At 42.4% G+C, this 21596-nt stretch carries 19 protein-coding genes and 5 tRNA genes; 17 read left to right on the forward strand and 7 right to left on the reverse strand.

Features of this window, described 5'->3' with window-relative positions; translation table 11 throughout:
- Positions 1 to 7 precede the first annotated feature (7 nt).
- The 8 genes from rsxA (at position 8) to OAG1_RS10945 (ending at position 7734) form a co-directional block, all read left to right on the forward strand.
- On the forward strand, positions 8 to 586 hold the full coding sequence (gene rsxA, locus OAG1_RS10910) for an electron transport complex subunit RsxA (RefSeq protein ID WP_016401451.1): 579 nt from the start codon (positions 8 to 10) through the stop codon (positions 584 to 586).
- 9 nt (positions 587 to 595) lie between these two features.
- On the forward strand, positions 596 to 1156 hold the full coding sequence (gene rsxB / locus OAG1_RS10915) for an electron transport complex subunit RsxB (RefSeq protein WP_338621313.1): 561 nt from the start codon (positions 596 to 598) through the stop codon (positions 1154 to 1156).
- Positions 1157 to 3583, forward strand: coding sequence for an electron transport complex subunit RsxC (rsxC, locus tag OAG1_RS10920; RefSeq protein ID WP_338621314.1), 2427 nt, complete (start codon positions 1157 to 1159; stop codon positions 3581 to 3583).
- A complete protein-coding gene (rsxD, locus tag OAG1_RS10925; protein WP_040307078.1) occupies positions 3576 to 4646 on the forward strand; it encodes an electron transport complex subunit RsxD in 1071 nt (356 codons plus the stop codon). Before rsxC ends, rsxD begins: the two co-directional genes overlap by 8 nt.
- On the forward strand, positions 4636 to 5268 hold the full coding sequence (rsxG, locus tag OAG1_RS10930) for an electron transport complex subunit RsxG (protein WP_016401447.1): 633 nt from the start codon (positions 4636 to 4638) through the stop codon (positions 5266 to 5268). Before rsxD ends, rsxG begins: the two co-directional genes overlap by 11 nt.
- Positions 5269 to 5280: 12 nt before the next feature.
- A complete protein-coding gene (locus tag OAG1_RS10935) occupies positions 5281 to 5964 on the forward strand; it encodes an electron transport complex subunit E (protein ID WP_221077489.1) in 684 nt (227 codons plus the stop codon).
- A complete protein-coding gene (gene nth / locus OAG1_RS10940; protein ID WP_221077488.1) occupies positions 5961 to 6593 on the forward strand; it encodes an endonuclease III in 633 nt (210 codons plus the stop codon). Before OAG1_RS10935 ends, nth begins: the two co-directional genes overlap by 4 nt.
- A gap of 211 nt (positions 6594 to 6804) precedes the next feature.
- Positions 6805 to 7734, forward strand: a complete 930-nt coding sequence (locus tag OAG1_RS10945) for a 2OG-Fe(II) oxygenase (RefSeq protein WP_338621315.1) — start codon at positions 6805 to 6807, stop codon at positions 7732 to 7734.
- A gap of 42 nt (positions 7735 to 7776) precedes the next feature.
- Here the strand turns inward: OAG1_RS10945 and OAG1_RS10950 are convergent, their stop codons facing one another.
- The gene (locus OAG1_RS10950; protein ID WP_152784953.1) at positions 7777 to 8646 is read right to left on the reverse strand and encodes an OmpA family protein; all 870 of its coding nucleotides are present in this window, start codon (positions 8644 to 8646) and stop codon (positions 7777 to 7779) included.
- A 120-nt stretch (positions 8647 to 8766) separates the two neighbouring features.
- On the opposite strand from OAG1_RS10950, the gene rnt reads away from it, so the two are divergent.
- From rnt to fabA, 4 genes are all read left to right on the forward strand, one after another.
- A complete protein-coding gene (gene rnt / locus OAG1_RS10955) occupies positions 8767 to 9426 on the forward strand; it encodes a ribonuclease T (protein WP_338621316.1) in 660 nt (219 codons plus the stop codon).
- A gap of 3 nt (positions 9427 to 9429) precedes the next feature.
- Positions 9430 to 10758 (forward strand): Na+/H+ antiporter NhaC family protein, encoded by a 1329-nt coding sequence (locus OAG1_RS10960; protein WP_338621317.1) that lies wholly within the window; start codon positions 9430 to 9432, stop codon positions 10756 to 10758.
- 52 nt (positions 10759 to 10810) lie between these two features.
- Entirely contained in the window at positions 10811 to 12802 is a 1992-nt protein-coding gene (locus OAG1_RS10965; RefSeq protein ID WP_338621318.1) for an AAA family ATPase, read from the forward strand.
- Positions 12803 to 12880: 78 nt separating this feature from the next.
- On the forward strand, positions 12881 to 13417 hold the full coding sequence (fabA, locus tag OAG1_RS10970; protein ID WP_016401438.1) for a bifunctional 3-hydroxydecanoyl-ACP dehydratase/trans-2-decenoyl-ACP isomerase: 537 nt from the start codon (positions 12881 to 12883) through the stop codon (positions 13415 to 13417).
- Positions 13418 to 13468: 51 nt separating this feature from the next.
- Here the strand turns inward: fabA and rmf are convergent, their stop codons facing one another.
- From rmf to rlmKL, 5 genes are all read right to left on the reverse strand, one after another.
- Complete coding sequence (gene rmf / locus OAG1_RS10975) at positions 13469 to 13645, reverse strand: ribosome modulation factor (RefSeq protein WP_084681792.1); 177 nt, start codon at positions 13643 to 13645, stop codon at positions 13469 to 13471.
- Between the two features lie 148 nt (positions 13646 to 13793).
- Positions 13794 to 15620: a DUF3466 family protein gene (locus tag OAG1_RS10980; RefSeq protein WP_338621319.1), complete on the reverse strand. Its 1827-nt coding sequence runs from the start codon at positions 15618 to 15620 to the stop codon at positions 13794 to 13796.
- Positions 15617 to 17512 (reverse strand): ABC transporter ATP-binding protein, encoded by a 1896-nt coding sequence (locus OAG1_RS10985; protein ID WP_338621320.1) that lies wholly within the window; start codon positions 17510 to 17512, stop codon positions 15617 to 15619. The genes OAG1_RS10980 and OAG1_RS10985 overlap by 4 nt, the downstream gene beginning before the upstream one ends.
- Complete coding sequence (locus OAG1_RS10990) at positions 17506 to 17745, reverse strand: glutaredoxin family protein (protein ID WP_016401435.1); 240 nt, start codon at positions 17743 to 17745, stop codon at positions 17506 to 17508. Before OAG1_RS10990 ends, OAG1_RS10985 begins: the two co-directional genes overlap by 7 nt.
- A gap of 4 nt (positions 17746 to 17749) precedes the next feature.
- A complete protein-coding gene (rlmKL, locus tag OAG1_RS10995) occupies positions 17750 to 19846 on the reverse strand; it encodes a bifunctional 23S rRNA (guanine(2069)-N(7))-methyltransferase RlmK/23S rRNA (guanine(2445)-N(2))-methyltransferase RlmL (RefSeq protein WP_338621321.1) in 2097 nt (698 codons plus the stop codon).
- 160 nt (positions 19847 to 20006) lie between these two features.
- Between rlmKL and OAG1_RS11000 the strand changes: the two genes are divergently transcribed.
- The 5 genes from OAG1_RS11000 to OAG1_RS11020 all read left to right on the forward strand — a co-directional run bounded on the left by OAG1_RS11000 (position 20007) and on the right by OAG1_RS11020 (position 20724).
- A tRNA-Met gene (locus tag OAG1_RS11000) sits at positions 20007 to 20083 on the forward strand.
- An 84-nt stretch (positions 20084 to 20167) separates the two neighbouring features.
- Positions 20168 to 20244 (forward strand) — tRNA-Met (locus tag OAG1_RS11005).
- Positions 20245 to 20327: 83 nt separating this feature from the next.
- Positions 20328 to 20404: transfer RNA gene (locus OAG1_RS11010), tRNA-Met, on the forward strand.
- An 83-nt stretch (positions 20405 to 20487) separates the two neighbouring features.
- A tRNA-Met gene (locus tag OAG1_RS11015) sits at positions 20488 to 20564 on the forward strand.
- Between the two features lie 83 nt (positions 20565 to 20647).
- Positions 20648 to 20724: transfer RNA gene (locus tag OAG1_RS11020), tRNA-Met, on the forward strand.
- Positions 20725 to 20776: 52 nt separating this feature from the next.
- On the opposite strand, the gene OAG1_RS11025 is transcribed toward OAG1_RS11020, so the two are convergent.
- Positions 20777 to 21481: an SDR family oxidoreductase gene (locus OAG1_RS11025; protein ID WP_338621322.1), complete on the reverse strand. Its 705-nt coding sequence runs from the start codon at positions 21479 to 21481 to the stop codon at positions 20777 to 20779.
- Positions 21482 to 21596 lie beyond the last annotated feature (115 nt).

Below are 21596 nucleotides of genomic sequence, written 5' to 3' on the forward strand. Positions count from 1 at the left end.
TATTTAAATGACTGAATATTTGTTGTTATTAATCAGTACCGTACTGGTTAACAATTTTGTGCTGGTTAAGTTCTTGGGTTTATGCCCATTTATGGGTGTGTCCAGCAAAGTAGAAACCGCCATTGGCATGGCCTTAGCTACCACTTTTGTGCTTACTCTAGCGTCAATGAGCTCCTATTTAGTAGAACAATACATATTGTTGCCACTAGATATTGTTTATCTGCGCACCATGAGTTTTATTTTGGTTATTGCCGTTGTGGTTCAGTTCACCGAGATGTTTGTGCAAAAAGCCAGCCCCGCACTGCACCGTGTATTAGGCATTTACCTACCGCTTATCACCTCTAACTGTGCAGTATTAGGTGTGGCGCTACTAAATATTAATGAGCAGCATGATCTATTTGAATCAATTATCTATGGTTTTGGAGCAGCAGCTGGCTTCTCGCTAGTGTTAATTTTGTTCTCAGCAATGCGTGAACGCCTAGTGGTAGCAGATATCCCTCTACCTTTTAAAGGCGCAGCGATCGCGATGATCACAGCAGGGCTTATGTCTTTAGCCTTTGTCGGTTTCACTGGATTAATTAAGTAGTATGTTTAGATGTTAGAAGCACTTATTGCCATCACCCTTCTAGCCTTAGTATTTGGTGGAATACTAGGTTATGCTGCCATCAAATATAAAATTGAAGGCAACCCCATTGCCGATCAAGTGGAAGCACTGCTACCTCAAACACAGTGCGGACAATGTGGTCATCCCGGTTGTCGGCCCTACGCTGAAGCCATCGCCAACGGCGAAGCGATAAACAAATGCCCTCCTGGCGGCGAAGAGACTGTAGTAAAACTAGCAGAATTGCTAGGGGTTGAAGCGATCCCTCTGGATGAGTCAGCCGTAAAAGAAGATGACCGAAAGAAAGTGGCATACATCGTAGAAGATGCGTGTATTGGTTGTACCAAGTGCATTCAAGCTTGCCCTGTAGATGCCATTATGGGTGCGAATAAACATATGCATACGGTTATTACTAAAGAATGTACCGGATGCGAGCTATGTGTGGCCCCCTGCCCAACCGATTGTATTGAAATGCGCCCAATACCAACAACAACCAAAAACTGGGATTGGAAATTGAACCAAATAGATGTCGCAATCATCGAGGAACAAAAATAGATGGTGGCGTGGTTAGACAAAATTAAACAAGGTTTTACTTGGAACTACCAAGGTGGTGTCCATCCAGAAACCAATAAGCAGGATATCAATTGTGGTAAGCCTGAACTAATCAACTTGCCTAACGAGTTAAGCATACCTGTTCAACAGCATATTGGCAGCGCAGGCAAGTTACTAGTAGAAGTTGGCGATAAAGTATTACGTGGACAAGCCTTAACCGAGTCTCAATTCTTTCAAGCGCCACCAGTCCATGCTTCCCTTTCCGGTGAAATCATTGCGATTGAACCAAGAGTTTCTGCGCATGCTTCAGCCATTCCTGAATTAAGTGTCGTCATTCAAGTAGACAAAGAGCAACAAGACGCACAATGGCCTAGCCCCCTGAGTGATGAAGAATTAAACCCCGAAGCTATTTGCCAACGCGTTCATTTATCAGGTATATCCGGCATGGGCGGCGCTGGCTTCCCTACTGCTTTGAAGATTACTCCGCATAAGCCTTTAGACGTACTGATTATAAATGGCGCCGAATGCGAGCCCTATATTTCGGCTGACGATTGCTTAATGCAGAACTATGCAGCGGAAATTATCGGTGGTGTGGCCTTACTGCAAAAAGTACTCAAGCCAACGCTTACCATAGTTGCCGTCGAAGATGATAAACCAAAAGCCATTAAAGCGTTAGAAGCGGTTGGCAATCAAGATATCATCATTCGAAGCATCCCTACCAAATATCCCTCTGGTGGTGAAAAGCAACTTATCCAAGTGCTTACTGGAAAAGAAGTTAAAGCTAACCAGCTACCTATTGACCTAGGCATGCTAGTGCAAAATGTCGGCACAGCTTACGCCGTGTATCAAGCTGTAACGCTAGGCGAACCGCTAATTTCTAGAGTTGTCACCCTTGCCGGTGATTTAGTCACTAGTCCTAGCAATTACTGGGTGCCGATTGGCACAGCAGTAAGCGATGTGATCAACACAAATCTACAGGGTGAGCCTAACGCGCCAACCATTATGGGCGGTTCGATGATGGGCTTCATGCTCCCCAGCAACCAAGCACCGGTGGTAAAAACAACTAACTGCCTGATTGTTAATAATCCGATGGCTGCTGAAAATGAATCACCGTGTATACGTTGCGGTGAATGTGCTCAAGCCTGCCCAATGGGTTTACTACCTCAGCAGTTGTATTGGTACGCTAAAGGGGACGAACTAAACAAAGCGCGCGATTTCAATATCATGGACTGCATTGAATGTGGAGCCTGCGCCTTTGTTTGTCCAAGCGAAATCTCTTTGGTACAACACTACCGAACAGCAAAAGCCAAAATACGCAGCGAAGACATTGCACAAAAAGAAGCCGATATAGCCAAACAACGCTTCGATGCACGCCAAGCTCGTTTAGAAAAAGACAAATTAGAACGTAAAGCGAAACACCAACAAGCCGCTTTGCGTAGACAAGCTCAAGCAGAAGACAGCGCTAAGCAAAATAAACCTGACCCTGTCGCAGCGGCATTAGCAAGAGTCAAAAACAAGCAAGCCGCCAGTCCAGCAGCAAAACAAGACGAAACTGGTGAATGGGTACCAGATAATCAAGCGGCCATAGCTGCTAGAGAAGCTCGCAAAGCTGAGCGAAGAGCCCAAAAAGAAGCCAACGAGAGTAAAGCCAGCGCTAACCCGGCAGTCGCTGCGGCCATCGCGCGTGCTAAAGCTAAAAAGCAGACTGATAACAGTGAATCGATAAACGAGTCTAAGCCTAGCGCAAACCCCGCAGTAGCAGCGGCTATCGCGCGCGCTAAAGCCAAGAAACAACAAAATCAAGATAACGAAACTACCGCTGAAGACAACACAGTTGAATCAAGTAATTCAGCTGTGGCTGCTGCCGTAGCTAGAGCTAAGGCGAAAAAAGCACAAGCTCAGCAACAATCTGAACCAACAACCGCCACTAATCCGGCCGTAGCCGCCGCTGTAGCAAGGGCTAAAGCTAAAAAACTGGCTAACAAAGAGGCAAGTGCGGATCAAGCCGACGACAATCTAAATAAGCCTGCGGCTAAATCTTCAGCAAACCCTGCTGTTGCCGCAGCAATAGCCAGAGCTAAAGCAAAAAAAACCGCGCTAGCAGCAGCCGACGAGTCTGTTGATGCCGGTAAGGCAAACAATCAAGATGATGAAGCTTTAGAGGTCCCTCTTGCTCGAGAGCAATCGGTTCAACAAAATACTCAAGATAGTACTACTAGTAACAACAACGCTAAGGCTAAGGCCATCGCAGCTGCGGTTGCAAAAGCTAAGGCCAATAAGAAAGCGGAGGACGCAACTGAAGCGCCCACGCCCGCAACCGTAGAAAAGCCAGCCAAAAAAGTTAACCCTGCAGTCGCCGCAGCAGTTGCTCGCGCTAAAGCTAAAAAACTAGCAGAACAACAGCGCGAAGAGAAAGATACCAATGAATAGCACTAGCATAAAAAGTTCACCTTTCGTTAGAAAGCCCTTAAAAACAAAAACATTGATGTTTTGGGTGATTCTTTGTCTTTTGCCAGGTTTATTAGTTCAAAGCTTTCATTTTGGAATAGGCACCATAACCCAAGTATTACTGGCATCTATGGTTGCAGTGCTAAGTGAAACCTTAGTTCTTATATTACGTAAGCGACCTGTTTGGCCAACCTTAAGTGATAACAGCGCGCTAGTTACTGGCATTTTGGTTGGTTTGGCACTTCCAGCCTATGCCCCTTGGTGGATTGCGCTTATTGGCAGTTTCTTTGCCATTGTTGTAGTTAAGCATTTGTATGGCGGTCTTGGGCATAATATTTTTAACCCTGCTATGGCTGCCTACGTGCTTTTATTAGTGTCTTTCCCAGTAACGATGACAAGCTGGATGCCTCCACAAAGTCTGTTAGTTGAAAGCTTATCTAGCATCGATGGTTTATCGCTCATTTTTAGTGGTTTTACCGTAGACGGCTTTAGCATTAAACAAATTGCCAGCATCGATGGCCATACCATCGCCACACCGCTTGATGAGATGAAAACACAACTTACTTTAGGTTTCACATCCAATGAAATATCAAGCCATGAGATTTACAGTAGTTTTGCAGGGATTGGCTGGCAATGGATTAATCTAGCCTATTTAGCAGGAGGTCTTGCGCTTATCTACTTAAAGGTGATTCGCTGGCATATTCCTTTGGCTTTTTTGACCACCCTATTTGTTTTGAGTCTACTTTCCGCAGCCATCAACCCAGATCACTCAATTCCAGTGCTGCTGCAGCTGTTTTCCGGCGCAACCATGATTGGCGCATTTTTCATATTGACCGACCCGGTAAGCGCAGCAACGAGCAACTTAGGTAGGATTATTTACGCAAGCTTGGTTGCGTTATTGGTATTTGTTATTCGAAATTATGGCGGCTATCCAGACGCAATCGCCTTTGCTGTATTACTAGCAAATATGGCAGTGCCGATGATAGATCACTTCACCAAGCCCAGAGTATATGGTTACGGCGAGGGAAATAGTAATGACAACTAAGCGCCAATCAATGACTAAAAACGCGGCGATGTTGGCCCTATTCGCCTTTGCATGCACCTTGTTAGTTGTCATCGTTAATTACTTTACCGAGCCAAGAATCGAGCAACAGGTTAAAGCACAACTGATTAGGTCAACTAATGAAGTCTTATCAAAAGAGTTAGCCAATAGTGCTTACCAGCAACGATGCGTAGTAGTTAACGAGCCACAGTTTTTGGGTAACGATAAAGACCAAACCATCCGGCTAATTGAATTAAATCAACAAACAGCGGCTTTCGTTTATCAAACAATTGCACCGGATGGTTACAGCGGGGAAATTCGCCTGTTAGTAGGTTTAAATGCAGACTCAACTATTAGCGGTGTGCGTGTTGTACAGCATAACGAAACACCAGGCTTAGGTGATAAAGTTGAAACCAGAAAATCAGATTGGATTTACCAGTTTAATGGACAACGTTTAATGGATGCCAAGGATCCTCGTTGGGCTGTAAAAAAAGACGGTGGCCAGTTTGACGCCTTTACTGGCGCTACAATAACGCCGCGTGCTGTTGTAAAAGCAGTGAAAAACGTGTTGATTTACCACGCCACAAATCAGCAAAGCATTAATGACAATGCGACAGATTGTTAAAGGAGTTATTTGATGAGCGAATATAAACAATTAGCTTGGCAAGGCCTTTGGAAAAACAATCCTGGTTTAGTTCAATTGCTCGGCTTATGCCCTCTTCTGGCTGTTACCTCGACGGTAACCAATGCACTTGGTCTGGGTGTTGCCACCATGCTGGTACTGATAGCTTCAAACACAACGGTATCACTGATTCGTAAATGGGTAGCTAAAGAGATCCGCATTCCCGTATTTGTTATGGTTATTGCATCCTTTGTTACCTGCATACAACTGTTAATGAATGCTTATACCTACGGCTTGTACCAAAACCTAGGAATATTCATTCCGCTCATAGTGACCAACTGCATCATCATCGGTAGAGCCGAGGCATTTGCTGCACGTAACAGTGTTAAGCCAGCTGCGTTCGACGGATTAATGATGGGAATTGGTTTTGGTTTGGTACTTGTTGCAGTAGGCGCAATTAGAGAGCTTTTAGGAAATGGCAGCTTGTTTTACGGAATTGAACTGCTGTTAGGCGAATGGTCGTCTTTTTTATATGTTCAAATCGTAGACTTTAACGAACACTTTTTGGTTGCGATACTTCCGCCGGGTGCATTTTTGGTGATGGGCTTTATCATCGCTTTTAAAAATGTCATAGATAACCGCGCTAAAACCAAACAAGCTCCGTCAGAAACCCTTTCAAACAATACTCAAAGCGCATGAATAAACAGAAAAGATTAGAAATCCTAACACGACTTAGAGATAACAACCCACATCCAACTACAGAGCTAAACTTTTCTAGCCCTTTCGAGCTACTTGCTGCTGTATTGTTATCTGCTCAGGCCACCGACGTATCGGTGAACAAAGCTACCGACAAGCTTTACCCAGTTGCTAATACCCCCCAAGCTATTTTTGACTTAGGAGTAGACGAGCTTAAAACTTACATAAAAACGATTGGCTTGTTTAACTCTAAAGCAGAGAACTTAATAAAAACCTGCAAGATCTTGATTGAACAACACGGTGGAGAGGTTCCAGAAAGCCGAGAAGCCTTAGAAGCATTGCCGGGCGTGGGCAGAAAAACCGCCAACGTAGTGCTAAATACTGCCTTTGGCTGGCCAACTATCGCAGTAGATACACATATATTTCGGGTTTCTAACCGCACCAAATTCGCCATGGGGAAAAATGTTGATCTGGTCGAAGAGAAATTACTAAAGGTAGTGCCAAAGGAATTTAAAGTAGATGTGCACCACTGGCTAATTTTGCATGGCCGCTATACCTGTGTTGCACGAAAGCCTCGTTGCGGCTCGTGTATTATCGAAGACTTATGTGAATTTAAAGATAAAATCGATTAAGGAAAGAAGCTAGCTAATAGCAGCTATATATCAGTACCTTAGATAAATTGAGTAAAGCGAGTTTATTGGCATTTACACCAATGCCTGCTGCGATTCTTAATAAAATGTAAATACTGATTCAATTGAATGCCCATTTATCAAAATAACGAAACATAATAAGTTTGCTCTCAAGCAATTCGGAAACCCCGGTTGCAAAACCAGGAGAGCATAAATGAACAATGCAGCTGTAAACGTAAGCAGTCAATTAGAACAAGCCCAAGCTTTAACCCTACCCTCTAGACAAGAAATGCTTGCACGTTCCCCTTCTGTAAACACCTTCTGGAATAGTAACCAACAACTACTAGTTAGTGCATGGAAAGAGTGGGAAACCTCAAGCAATGGCTCGTTACTTGAGGCTAGTGAAACTCTAATAGATAAAAAACTACAAAGCGCAGTAAATTTAGCTTGGGATGACCCATCAACGGAAAACCTAGTTAAAGATTTGTGGCAAGAAGCTGCCCCAGGTGTATACACCGCACAGTTTTTTAATCCAGAAAAACTTATTGAATTACGCCACTACCTAGATGGCGTAGCTACAGCAGGCATTCCTTTAAAGCCACCTTATGGAATAGTGCTAAATAGGCATGGGGCGATGCTTGACGAACGCTCTGAAGGCTACCTTGCTGCCCCCAGTTTTCAGGCGTTTTACCGCAAACTAGTCGACAGGTATATGCGTCCAATCGCTCGCCTGTTGTTCCCAGAAGTATACGGATATGACAGCCAAACATTTGGTTTTTCTATTCAGTGGCAAGCAGGAATGGACACTTCATTAAGGCTTCATACCGATGCCTCATCGGTAACAATGAATATTAATATGAACTTGCCCGATGAAAAGTTTACTGGCTCAGAAGTTGATTTTTATGATCCTAATACCGGAAGTGTTAAAAGACTTTCTTTTGAACCGGGTACTGCAATGATTCATCGCGGCAACGTTGCGCATGCATCACAACCAATACGAAGTGGTGAACGTTCTAACATGGTGCTTTGGTTATATGGCGACCAAATGCAAACGCCGTATGCCAGCAAGCAACAAAATCCAGTTTCTGCTAGGGAGCGTTGGAGTATACCTTCTGGGGTGCGTGACAGAAGTGCGCCGTTCTAAAGATAAATGAAAAAGGTAGAGCAAGTTGCTCTACCTTTGTTTTTATAGCAAATCTTTGCCTAACGAGATAACCACTCTTCGGTTGCGTTCTCTGCCCATGGTGTTGTCGTTACGGGCAACGTGCCTGCGCTCACCATGACCGGCCACCTCAATGACACTTTCATCTAACCCGCCAGACTTAAAGTAATCCTTAACCATGTTAGCGCGCTTTTCCGAAAGTTCTTGGTTAATCCACTTACCCCCGTAACTGTCGGTGTAGGCATCAACCAACACTACATCTATCTCTGGGTCATGTTTTACGTAATCACCAATAAGTTGCAAACGTTTCTTAGAACGTGGGGTTAATTCATTGCTATTCGATTGATAGGTCAAAACCGTAAAAGCAATGTCGTCAAACGAGTACGGAAGTAAGCGCCCTACACATTTTAAAAAGTCGTTGTATTGGGTTTTAAAGTTGATCGAAGAGATGCCAACAGCTGTTGTATTGTTGCTAGCGTACCAGTCATTAAAGTAAAAAGTAGGTACGTTACCGTCTTCCAACTCACTCAGCATTTGCCACGCAGGCTGGGCATTTACGTAGCCATCAAATTGCTGATAAAAGGATAATTCGCTAATACGCTTAGAACTTGCACCTGGCTTCCATTTCGGCGGAACACTTCGTAATGAGACTTGGTGAGTTTCTGCGGAAATCCTGTACATATCCAAATAGAAATCTAGATTTACGTCTTTTGATGAGCGACTAATGAAACTCGCTACGCCAAAAGAGGGAATGAAATGATCCATTCTACATTCAATAGGCGTTTTATTTGACACAACCCAAGTTGAGTCGTCTAGCGATGCTGAATAATTGCGCACGTTTGCTTGAGCAGACATTGCGCTTAATGCCAAAGGCAGCAATAAGTAATGTTTCATTAGCAGAAATCCTCTCTTCTCCATAAATTATCGGCATCTAAGCGATAATCTTTAAAGCAAATTAGCGATTCTTTGCGGCTTTTGTAATAATGCGCGCTTCTAATATTAGTTACCCACATTATGACCATTACTGAACTCACGACCGAATTAATGTCTAGTCGATTTCGCGGCTACTATCCTGTAGTTATCGACATAGAAACAGCTGGCTTTAACGCTAAAACAGATGCGTTACTAGAAATTGCAGCTTGCTTGCTTAGCTTTAACGAACAAGGCGAACTTTATGTTCTAGAAAGCTTACAGTTTAACGTTGAGCCTTTTGAAGGCGCTAACCTAGAACAAGCCGCTTTAGAGTTTACCGGAATAGATCCTAATAACCCTTTACGTGGCGCAGTAAGCGAAGACTTTGCGCTGAAAGAGATGTTTAAGCCAATACGTAAGGCATTAAAAGCTCATGGTTGTAACCGGGCTGTAATGGTGGCTCACAATGCTGCCTTTGATATGGGCTTTTTTAACGCAGCAGTAGAGCGTTGTAATATTAAGCGTAATCCTTTCCATCCTTTTGTGAGCTTTGATACTACCAGTATTAGTGCCCTAGCCTTAGGCCAAACTGTTTTAGCCAAGGCATGTAAAGAAGCTGGCTTAGAGTTTAACAACGAAGAAGCACACTCAGCACTATACGACGCGCAAAAAACAGCAGAGCTGTTTTGCCTGATTGTTAACAAGTGGAAAAACCTAGGCGGTTGGCCCTTACCAAAACCAGATCAAGATGAGAACCAATAATCGATGATTGCTAATCCTGTTGTATTGTCGGTTTGCTTAATGTTGGTACTAAGTTTACTGCGTGTAAATGTAGTATTAGCTTTATCGATAAGTGGAATTGTTGGCGGGCTTTTATCTGATTTAAGCTTGACGGAAACCATAGCCGCTTTTGAAGCCGGTTTAGGAGATGGCGCTCAAATCGCGTTAAGTTATGCTCTGCTTGGTGCGTTTGCTGTTGCCATTGCCAGAAGCGGCTTAACCGATATGATTGCTAACAAGATTGTACGTTTAGTAAATTTGCATAAAGATCAGCACCTTTCTTTGGTGAAGTGGATGATGCTTGGCGCCATCATATTAATGGCAGTAAGCTCGCAAAACTTGGTTCCAGTGCATATCGCCTTTATTCCAATATTAATCCCGCCCTTAATCGCAGTATTCAATCAATTAAATATGGATAGGCGAATCATTGCCTGCTGTATCACGTTTGGCTTAGTTACCACTTATATGTGGCTACCCTATGGCTTTGGCAGCATATTTTTAAACCAACTGTTACATGGCAATATTTTGTCGGCGGGCTTAACGATTGATAAAAGCCAGTTACCCATTGCGATGACAATACCAGCCCTAGGAATGGTGTTAGGTCTACTTACAGCGATATTTTTTTCTTATCGGCAGCCAAGAACTTACCAAACAGCGATCAATAATAGTGAAAAACGCACGAGCAAAATACAAACTAGCCCCCTAAAAACCGTTTTGAATATCACCATTATAATCGTTGCCTTAGTGGTAAACGTTTATACTGAGTCGATCATTATGGGCGCTTTAGCCGGTTTCCTGCTACTCACTACCGCTTCAGGCTTAAAGCCCCAGAATAGCCAAGACTTGTTTGTTGAAGGCGTTAAATTAATGGCCTTAATTGGATTCATTATGATTGCAGCAAATGGTTTTGCTGGCGTAATGAAAGCTACTGGTGGCGTACCCGAACTAGTAAATAGTGCTCAAAGTATACTTGGTGATAACAAGGCCTTTGCTGCAGCAATGTTGTTGCTAATGGGATTACTAATTACTATGGGAATAGGTTCATCATTTTCAACTATTCCCATTATTGCCGCTATATACGTTCCACTCGCTCTTTCGCTAGGTTTCTCTGAGTTAGCAACAGTTGCCTTAGTAGGAACATCAGCAGCACTTGGAGATGCAGGCTCGCCAGCTTCTGACTCTACACTAGGCCCGACTGCCGGCTTAAATAGCGATGGCCAGCATGACCACATATGGGACACCGTTGTACCAACATTCTTGCACTTCAACCTACCACTGTTGGTTTTTGGTTGGATAGCAGCTATTGTTCTATAGAGCTAACAAACTGTTTTAATTACACATTGCACGTTTAACACCGGAATACGAATTGACTGAATCAGCCCTAAGCATTGAAAAACTAAAACCTAACTTTTCGCTAGAGAACATAAACCCAACTAACGACATTCAGTGGTCGAGTTTATTACCTATAGCAAAATCTAGTTTTGACCACTTTACGCACGCCAATAATCATCAACAAGTTATGGTTTGTCAGGCCCCTAGTTTTTTCAATTTGCATTCAGTACTCGCAGACTTTGCTAAAGACCTTAATATTGAGCAAAAAGCTTACGCCTTAATATTTAACCCTACCCAGCCACAGCGCCCTTATTGTGTTGAGCTTTCACAAAAAGCCCAACAAGCTTTTGAACAAGCAATGCTGCAGATTGAAGATTTGCTAAACAAAGATTTTGGCTCAGAACTTTTAGCCAAAGAGATAGGTGAAGAATTAACGTTTATGGAAGAGTCTCAATCCGACTCCCTTAGCAAAATTCTAAAAAGACTTAACCAAGCGGAAGTTCCTGAGCAAGTATTAAATATCATCAAACAACTATTTGAATACCTTGTTGAGTTACCTTCTTTCACCACGATTCAAAAGTTCTATAAGACTTGGCTTAATAAGCCAACATTAAATTATTGTTACGAATTCACTAGAGCAACTATTTTTGGCCAATATCTTGCTCAACCAGCAACTCATAATGCAGATTTGGTTGAGGTAAATTTAGGGGCTATTCATCATTCAGCTTCCGGGATACTGGTGTTAAATGCTGAAGATATTCTTGCAGAAGCAAAGATTTGGTTTGAACTAAAAGCTAGTTTAACTACCTCAATTTTTTCGTGGGATAAATTGCAAGGTGAAAAGCTAACTAGCCAACCTCAACATTTGTCGGTAACGACCAAGTTAGTACTTATTGGTAATGCCAATGCCATTGCCGATTTATATGAGCTCGACCCAAGTATAAAAAACCTAGGGCTTTTAGAAACAGAACTGCCATTAGAAGTAGAAGCAAGCTCAACCAACATCAATTTGTATTTGAGCCACTTAAATGGTGAATTACATCAACGTGGCTTATCCAGCTTAACAACGGAGCTCTACAAATGCGTTTTGAACTACGCAGCTAAACTTTGTGAGCATCAACAATATTTAAGTTTAGATGTACAAGAACTAATTACCCTACTTCAGTCACTAGAACTCAATCAGTTTGCAGCGAACAACCAAGGCTTTATCCAAGCACTAAAACACTTAAACGATAACGTTAACAACCAACAAAAGTTTAGTGATCTCTCCTATAGAGAAAGACAAACAAACATTTGTTTAAGTGGTGAGCAAGTTGGCCAAATAAATGGTTTATCGGTTATCGACTTCGCTGGCTTAGGTTTATCATTTGGTGAACCCATCAGAATAACTGCAAATGTGTTTCAAGGTGACGGCGACTTTAACGATATAGAAAGAAAAGCAGAACTAGCAGGGAATGTTCACGCTAAATCAATGATGATCATTCATGGCTTTCTAAATCAATTGTTTGCCTCTGAGCATCATTTCCCTTATTCCGGCAACGTAGTATTTGAACAGTCTTATCATGAAATAGATGGTGACAGCGCTTCTCTCGCATCAGCCTTAGCTTTACTAAGCGCTATCTCAAAGCTTCCAATTCAGCAAAATACCGCAGTAACCGGCGCCTTAGATCAAAAAGGCAATGTATTAGCTGTAGGCGGCATAAACGAAAAGATCGAAGGTTATTTAAGGGTTGCCCGACTTATTAATACTAACCAGCCTATCCGGGTAGTAATACCGGAAGCTAACCTTAATCAACTGAATCTTTCCCAAGAGGTTTTAAACGCGGTTGAGCAAAAACAACTAAGTATTTTTGCTGTTTCTACCATTAGCCAAGCGGTGCCCTATTTGTTCAATCTGCCTGCTGGCGACCTACTCGATGAAGAAAGTGTTTACGGAAAAATTAACAAATTAATCAATCTACCAAACGATGAACCTGGTTTAATTCGCTGGCTTTTGAAGAAAGTATCTGACTTATTCAAGTTTTAGCGAAATTTTCGGACATCGGACTTGTTTAGCTTACACGTGTTAGCTAAAGTATCGGCAAATTTTTTAAAGGTAAAATTCATGACTCAGGTTTCGCAAAAAGAACTAGGTAAAACTAGCTATGAACGCCAAGAATTGCTTGATTGCAGCCAAGGCCTTTTATTCGGTGAAGGAAACAGTAAGTTACCCGCACCAAACATGCTAATGATGGACCGCATTCTAAAAATCACCCACGAAGGTGGTGAGTTTGGCAACGGCGAAATCGTTGCTGAGTTAGATATTAACCCTGATTTATGGTTTTTTGACTGCCACTTCCCTGGTGACCCGGTAATGCCTGGTTGCTTAGGCTTAGACGCAATGTGGCAGCTTGTTGGATTTTTCTTAGGTTGGAGTGGCGGTCCAGGTAAAGGGCGAGCTTTGGGTGTTGGCGAAGTTAAATTCACTGGGCAAGTATTACCTACAGCTAAGAAAGTCACCTACCGCATTCAGATGAAGCGTGTAATTATGCGTAAATTAGTTATGGGTATTGCGGACGGCATTGTAGAGGTAGATGGTCGTCAGATTTACTCAGCAAATGATTTGAAAGTAGGTTTGTTTACCGACACTTCAACTTTTTAGTATTCCTAATACGCTGATATTAAAAAGCCCTATTTATAGGGCTTTTTTTATTTAGTTATTGTCTAATCCTGAAACGCGTTCTTCAACAGCCTCACGCCACCCACCGTACCAATGACCTCTTGCGTCTGCTCCACCATACGGACAGGTCTCTTTAGACCTTCCTGATAACCCTGCTTGATAACCTTTGGCATGCGCTCTTTCTAAACGATCGCGTTTTTGTCTTTTCATAGACTTCTTCCTCATCAAGATCAGAAAACAAATCAGGAGCCCACTTGGACTCCTGATCTACTATCGCTTATCGTTTTTAAAAGATCAAAAACTAAATTTTTAAGTATTCGCTAACTAATTGATATTTTTGTTGCACTAAAAAGACAATTTATCTTTTTATGAAACGCCTCACAAAAACAACAGGTAAGAGCAGTAAGCCTAACCACAAGCTAGAAGCCCCTTTACGTTCATACTTCACTTCTTCTATTTGCGGGCAAGTTGCTAAGTCATCTATATCTGTCACCGCAGGGTTTCTTACCAATTTAAGTAACACCGCACGAGGATTTACTCCATTAATAAACTCTTCAGCACTTTCATAGTGATAACCGTTGGCAAATATTTCACCTTCATCATTAATATGAGTTGCAAACTCGAACCGGTACAGCGGTATCTGTGGCGTTCCGTCTTGCTCATAACAGGTTAATTGATTAAGCGTCCAGGTGTATGTCTTGTTACCTTCTAGGTAACGATTGTAATCTAATAAGATACCCGTTTGTCTACGTGTAGTACCATTATAAGCTGGCTGTTCTTCACTATCCCCATCTCGCCAACCTACGATTAAACCGCTATTATTGATATCGCTGAATTCGCTGTTAGCACCAGAAAATGGCTTGTTACGTAATGGCCAATTTACCTCTTGGTATGTTTCTGAATTTTCATCACCATCATATACAAAACCTTCTACCGGACGGTTACGTGATTTAACTTCTACGTATCGCAAATTACCGACAATTAAGTTGGCGTCGTTTACTGAATTTGCCCAAGTATGGGATACGGAGTCTTCAAACTTGTCATTATCACCATCAATCCGAATATTTGGTATTTTATTTAGACTATAAGTACCATCACCATTGTCGGTATAGTAAGTAGCGCGGCCACGTGAACCGTTAGTGCTGTCATAGACATCATCTGAAGATATACCTACCAATATCTCGTTATTGGCATCTTTTACCAAGTTAAAATCTGGAGCATTGCCATAACGAGAACGAACGTAGCCTTCAACTAGTTGTTGCCCAACTACTTGCTCTCCATCTATTGCGTCTGTAATGTCCCATACCCATGCTTGAGTATCAAAACCTGAACAACGGTAGTAGTTTTCTCGGTTACCTGTTTGACACTCACCAAAGCTGTCGCTATTGGAATAACTGACACTACCTATGCCAATAACAAGGGTACGGCCATCTTTTTCGATAATTTGTAAGCCTGATGATAAGCCACCTTTATCATCTTCTAGCTCGCCACTACTGTTAAAGGCTGTTGGTAGCAAAGTAACTTTAGCTTGGTCGCTTAAGCGCAAAGCAAACCCACGTTGAATAAAGTCCCTTGTATAATTTCCACCATCAGGATTGCTAAATGGCGCTGAGTCATAGCCTACAGCCCAACCTAATTCACTATTGATATCATTCACTCGTGTATCAGTTGTGTATTCACTGTTAGCAATATCATCGAAAACATAAAGTTTTTCGTTAATGGTATCCCAAGTAGGCAAAGGCGGCAGATTCTTGCCATCGGTATGCATCCCACTAATATTTCGATTGGCTAAGAAAGAGAGCACATTAGATTGATACAAAACGGTTCTTTGTTCTCTTAAGCGTTTACGATAGGTATCGTAAAAGCTATTATCTCCATAGAAGAACAAGTCACATACTTCGCTAGCGTACTGGCAGCCATAGTCAAAAGTGGTTCTGTCGGAAAAATCGTAAAAGCGAAAAGCACTTCTAAAAGTTTGAGCACTACCCGCTACATACTCCCCATCATTACTTACGGCAGTCACAACAAGTTCGCCATTAGCTTCGACAAGTCCGTTACTGGTTTCTAGTGGGATTTCTTCTATAAGATAATAGGATTCGGTTTGTGCTGCTTGAGCAAAACTAGCAGACAATACTAAAGGCGCGAATGCCATTGCTAAAGAGCGTTTCATCATAGACTTCTTCATGAATTTTTTAGTTCTTCCAATTCTTCCCAGCGCATAAACAGGTCTTCTAAACTCTGCTCTGCTTTGGCTAAATCATTTAAAGTATTTTGAACGACGTCTTGTTCCAAATTAAAGAACTCAGGTTCGTTTACTTTACTTTGTAATTCTTCTACTTGTGCCTCGGCAGCTTCCAATTTTTCGGGTAGCTGGTCAAGTTCCAGTTTCAATTTATATGACAACTTCTTCGATTGTTTTTGGGCTCGCTGGCTGGAATCAGTTTTCTCAACAGCTTTGGCTACTGGCGCTTTTTGCCGATTTTCTATGTAGCTTGCAACTTCAGAATATCCGCCAACATAGCTGTCTACATTACTGTTTCCATCAAAGAACCAAACGTGACTTGCTGTATTGTCGATAAAGCTTCTGTCATGGCTAACCAATAACACTGTGCCTGGATATTGGCTTACCAACTCTTCTAGTAACTCCAGCGTTTCGACATCCAAATCGTTGGTTGGTTCATCTAATACCAACAAATTTGCAGGTTTCAAGAATAGTTTTGCCAACATGAGTCGATTTTTTTCGCCACCAGAAAGCGCTTTAACCGGAGTAAATGCGCGTTTAGGGTGAAACAAAAAGTCTTGTAGGTACCCCATTACATGGCGTTTATTACCGTTGATTTCAATTTCTTGTTTACCGCCAGCTAAATTATCTAGCAAGGTTTTTTCTGGGTCTAGCTCTTGGCGATACTGGTCAAAATAAGCAACATTGAGATTAGTTCCTATTTTTAGCTTGCCTGAGCTTGGAGTTAACTGCTCAAGTAACAACTTAATAAGCGTTGATTTTCCACAGCCATTGCCTCCAACCAAGGCAATTTTGTCGCCTCGCATTACCAGTAAATCTAGCGGAGAAATAATAGGATAAGCATCATCAGAGTAACCGAAACTTAGTTGTTCGGCTTCAAATACAATCTTTCCTGAACGCAAACCATCGTCGATTTGCATATTGGTAGTACCTTGGCGATTAACGCGTTCACTGCGTTCATTACGCATAGCTTTAAGCGCTCTAACTCGCCCTTCATTACGGGTTCTACGCGCTTTAATACCTTGACGAATCCAAGCCTCTTCTTCAGCCAAACGTTTATCGAACAAAGCATTTTGCTCTTCTTCAACACGTAGCCACTCTGCTTTACCATCTAAGTAGGCATCGTAGTTGCCGGGCCACGAGGTAAGCACACCACGGTCTATGTCTACAATTCTGGTGGCGATTTTACGAATAAAAGCCCTATCGTGACTAATAAACACAATAGTGCCTTTAAAATTAAGCAAAAACTCTTCTAGCCATTTGATGGTATTAATATCCAAATGGTTAGTCGGTTCATCAAGCAGCAAAATATCTGGATCACCTGCCAACGCTTTTGCTAACGCAACCTTTCTTAGCCAACCACCGGAAAGGCCTTGCAAAGGAGCTTCGCCATCTAGCTTCATGGTTGTGAGAACTTGTTGAATTTCGTTATCAAATTTCCAGCCGTCTACAACATCTATCTCATGCTGTATTTGTTGCATACGTTTTAATTCGCGTTCACTGGAGTTTTCATTGATATTCGACGTTAAGTGGTGAAACTCGCTAAGCAATTTACCGATATGTGGTTTGCCTTCAGCGACGTAATCAAAAATACGTTGCTCACTCGCCTCAGGTGGATCTTGCTGTAATCGGGTGATGACAACGTCATTAACTAGTTGACGTTGGCCTGAGTCTAACTGAATAGCGCCTTCGATTACTTGCAACAAGGTACTCTTGCCAGCACCATTACGGCCAACTAGACATACTCGTTCAGCTTTGTTTATTTGAACATTTGCTTTGTTTAACAGTGGCGTGTCGCCGTATGCTAAAAAAGCGTCTTGTAAGTTTACTAACACGCACAACTCTCTATAAATTGTTCTAACTGGCTCGCGTCAAAAGGCCAGTTAATTCGTTGTTGACTGGGTTCGTGACACAACACAGGAATGCTATAGCGGTATTGCTCGACTAAAGACTCGTCTTCGATTATGTCTTGTTCTTTTAGCTCATTAATATTGGGGTTAGCTAAAATTAACGCACGAGCATCCTCGCAAAGATGGCAACCATCAGTACTATATAAAACCCAAGTCATACCACTATTCCTTGTGTATCATCCAACAATTATGAATTTGTTTATTACGTTCAAAATCAGGCGATAAAGACTGACTTGAAATATTCTTAACTTTAAGCCCCAGCTTTGCTAAGGCTTCGATATCCATTTTGAATTGGCGTTTATTGTTTGAGAAAATCAACTGTCCACCCGGATTAAGCAAGCGCGAAACCGAGCCTAGCAAATCAACGTGATCTTTTTGTATATCAAACACTTCATCCATCTTTTTTGAATTAGAAAAAGTAGGTGGATCAAGAAAAATCAAATCCCAACGTTGTGATATTTGTGTTTTTAGCCAAGCCATACAATCAGCACGAATAAACTCATGTTTGCTAATAGGAAGCTGATTTAATCTAAAGTTATCTTTTGCCCAGTTTAAATAGGTATTAGACATATCAACAGTTGTTACTTTTGACGCTCCACCAAGTGCTGCATGAACTGAAGCTGACCCCGTGTAAGCGAAAAGATTGAGAACCTTTTTACTTTGGCTGTGCTGTTGAATGTAATGCCGCATGTTCCGGTGATCTAAAAACAAACCAGTATCTAAATAATCGGTAAGATTAACGTAAAACTGAGCGCCATATTCTTGAACAACAAAACGCTCTTTTTCGTCGCTATTGCGTTCGTATTGCTGGCGCCCTTTTTGTTGAGCACGTTGCTTAATTACTAACTTATCGTTAGCTACTAAATCACTTTGTAAAAGCCCGGTTAGCAAATCCATTAAACGACGGCGCGCTTTTGCGGGTTCAATACTCTTTGGAGCTCGATACTCTTGTACAATCACATAGTCGTCGTAACAATCTACAGCCACATTGTATTCGGGTAAGTCTGCATCATATAAGCGGTAACAAGTTATGTTGTCTCGCTTGATCCATTTCAGCAGCTTTTTCTTGTTTTTAAGCAATCGGTTTACAAAGTCTTCAGCATATTTACGTTGAGTCCCCTGCCCACCTTCACCAATTTGGTAGATTTTCAGCACACAGTTAAGTGCACCATTTAAAAACTTATATTGCTTGTCACTACGCAAGCGCAGATAGTCGAGCAGTTCTGGAGCGGCGGTAAACAGCGACAAGCGCCAACCAGGATAGTTTTCGCGTACGCTCGCACCAAAGGATAAGAATAGGCCGATTAGCTTAGTTAGTTCGCCCAGACGTTCACCATAAGGCGGATTAGACAAAATAAGTCCGGGCTCACTAGGCGCGGCTGGCAGATTCGCAGCATCATGAACATGTACTGAAATAATGTCACTAAGTCCAGCACGCTCAATGTTCGATTTAGCTAAGGTCACCATGCGACGATCAATATCGTAGCCAATAAGACGCTGTTTACAATTTGCTAAGCCATATTGGGCTCTGGCTTTGGCATCGTTTCGAATGTCTTGCCAAGCAGAAGACGCAAAGTTGCGTAAGCGCTCAAAGCCAAATTGTCGATTTAAACCAGGTGCGATGTCGGCGGCTTGCATAGCCGCTTCAATCAAAATTGTCCCGGAACCACACATTGGATCAATCAGATATTTTTCTTGCCAGTTACTGCGAATCGCCAAGGCTGCTGCAAGGTTTTCTCTAACTGGTGCTTCACCCTGCTCTAAACGATAACCACGTCGATGAAGGGCTGCGCCAGATAAATCGATTGAAATGGCTAAATGTTTACCTGCTAAACGAACCACTATTCGCGCATCTTCGTCGGTTTTAGCGACATTGGGGCGAACGCCTTCCAGCTTATTAAACTGATCAACAATGGCGTCTTTTACTTTTAGCGCACCAAACTGGCTATTGTCTATATAGTGGTTAGTTCCAGTACAATGCACCGAAAATGTTTGGTCTACGCTAAAGTACTTATTCCAACGTACTGAATAGGCTGCTTCATATAGCTCATCAACGTTTTCTGCTTGAGTCTCTACTAAGCGCAACAATATGCGAGAGGCAACACGTGACCACATACAAATTTTGTAGGCGGTTGGCCAGTCACAACTAAAGCTAACACCGGCTACTGTTTGTTTGCAGTTTTCTGCACCCAGCGCGGTAATTTCATCTAAACATAAGCTTTCTAAACCTTTAGCGGTCGAAGCGAAAAAATCTGCCATTTCGATACTCTATTTATTTAACCCGTGGATTATACCTGTTTTGCTAAGGATCAGTAGTAAAAGCCTCATTCGGATAAATAATCGGCACTTGGATAATTAAAACAAATAATCTCTTGTATTATCACTACTCTGTGCGTACTATGCGCTCCGCAATAACGGACGCGGGATGGAGCAGTCTGGTAGCTCGTCGGGCTCATAACCCGAAGGTCGTTGGTTCAAATCCGGCTCCCGCAACCAATTCTTTATTTAAGAATTGCTTAGTTCGAATAGCTAAGCCAAGCAACTATTCAAAATCACTTAACTACATTAGTTAGGACCGGACGCGGGATGGAGCAGTCTGGTAGCTCGTCGGGCTCATAACCCGAAGGTCGTTGGTTCAAATCCGGCTCCCGCAACCAATTCTTTATTTAAGAATTGCTTAGTCCGAATAGCTAAGCCAAGTAACTATTCAAATCACTTAACTACTTTAGTTAAGACCGGACGCGGGATGGAGCAGTCTGGTAGCTCGTCGGGCTCATAACCCGAAGGTCGTTGGTTCAAATCCGGCTCCCGCAACCAATTCTTTATTTAAGAATTGCTTAGTTCGAATAGCTAAGCCAAGCAACTATTCAAATCACTTAACTACTTTAGTTAAGACCGGACGCGGGATGGAGCAGTCTGGTAGCTCGTCGGGCTCATAACCCGAAGGTCGTTGGTTCAAATCCGGCTCCCGCAACCAATTCTTTATTTAAGAATTGCTTAGTTCGAATAGCTAAGCCAAGTAACTATTCATATCACTTAACTACTTTAGTTAAGACCGGACGCGGGATGGAGCAGTCTGGTAGCTCGTCGGGCTCATAACCCGAAGGTCGTTGGTTCAAATCCGGCTCCCGCAACCAATTCTTTATACTCTACAAACTAACAGCTGCTTAATCAGCAGCCAGCCCTTAATTAAAATCCATACAAGCCAATATTCTCGAGATGTACTCTTGTTGGTTGTTTAAGCACGAACAATGCTGCCTCAGCTAAATCACTTACTTGTAGCCACCCAGGTTTTATATCTGAATCACACTCAGGAGCAGGTACCTGTACCAAGCCTGGACACAAGCTATGTACTCTAATGCCGTGTTCTCTTACTTCTTCTTGTAATGCTGCTGCTAAACCGAGCACTGCGAATTTTGCTGCGCAGTAAGGTCCAGCATTGGCATAGCCATTTTTAGCTGCTTGCGAAGCAATATTAAGGATAAAGCCACCTTGATTAGATTTCATGCTTGGCAATACTGCTTGGCTCATTAAAAAAGTGCCTTTGGTACAAGTGTCTACAACCAAATCCCAGTCTTCTTCACTGCAGTGTTCAATAGTTTCGCCAACACCTAGTCCACTATTGTTTACCAAAATATCTACACGGCCAAACTGAGCTATTACGAAGTCTTTTAGCGCCTGTACTTGTTGTTTGATGCGGATGTCAGCAGCATAGCAATGAACACTTAACTCATAATCATTTTTTAGCTTGCTTACCGTTTGCTCAAGTTTAGTTAAATCTCTCGAGCTAATGACAACTATAGCGCCCTGCTCCGCTAAGGCTTTTGCTATTGCCAAACCGATACCGCTGCCACCACCTGTTACTATTGCAACCTTTCCATTCACGCTGTCCATTTACATACCTTAGTTCGATTTAATGAAGTGAGTATTCTGCAAGTTTACTGGACACATTCAATACTATAGTGCTAGTTTTATCGTACTTTGGTACGAAGCAAACAAGGGTATTCGA

Source organism: Agarivorans sp. OAG1 (assembly GCF_037076485.1).
Lineage (GTDB): Bacteria > Pseudomonadota > Gammaproteobacteria > Enterobacterales > Celerinatantimonadaceae > Agarivorans > Agarivorans albus.